The organism is Serratia oryzae (assembly GCF_001976145.1).
Taxonomy (GTDB): Bacteria; Pseudomonadota; Gammaproteobacteria; order Enterobacterales; family Enterobacteriaceae; genus Chania; species Chania oryzae.
On the sequence record NZ_MOXD01000073.1, the window covers coordinates 1 to 305 of the forward strand.

The 305-nt window shown below is 55.4% G+C and carries 1 protein-coding gene and 1 pseudogene; one reads left to right on the plus strand and one right to left on the minus strand.

Annotated elements, in window-relative coordinates; genetic code table 11:
* A partial coding sequence (locus BMI79_RS22965) for a transposase domain-containing protein (RefSeq protein ID WP_143555421.1) occupies positions 1-121 on the plus strand: 121 nt, incomplete at its 5' end.
* Between the two features lie 58 nt (positions 122-179).
* Here BMI79_RS22965 and BMI79_RS24360 read toward each other — a convergent pair.
* Positions 180-305, minus strand: a pseudogene (locus tag BMI79_RS24360) (IS66 family transposase); the annotation flags it as partial.

The window sequence follows — 305 nt, forward strand, 5'->3', positions numbered from 1 at the left end:
CGCCAAACTCAACGGCCACGACCCGTATATCTGGTTGCGCGATGTACTGACCCGTTTACCTACCTGGCCGAACAGCCGGATCAGCGAGCTATTACCCTACGCCGAAAACAGCTTCAGTTAATATCCGTCAGATTATTACATTATTTTAATCACACAACGCGAGTTCGCCGTTCGGTTACCGGTTGGCAGTCATAAAGCACGATTGACCGGTCAGCCCCCAGCGCGGTGATATAAGCCACAGGTAGCCGCGTTGGGTTTTGCCCTTGCCGGGGTCGAGGAGGGAGAGCGGCGTTTCGTCGGCCTGC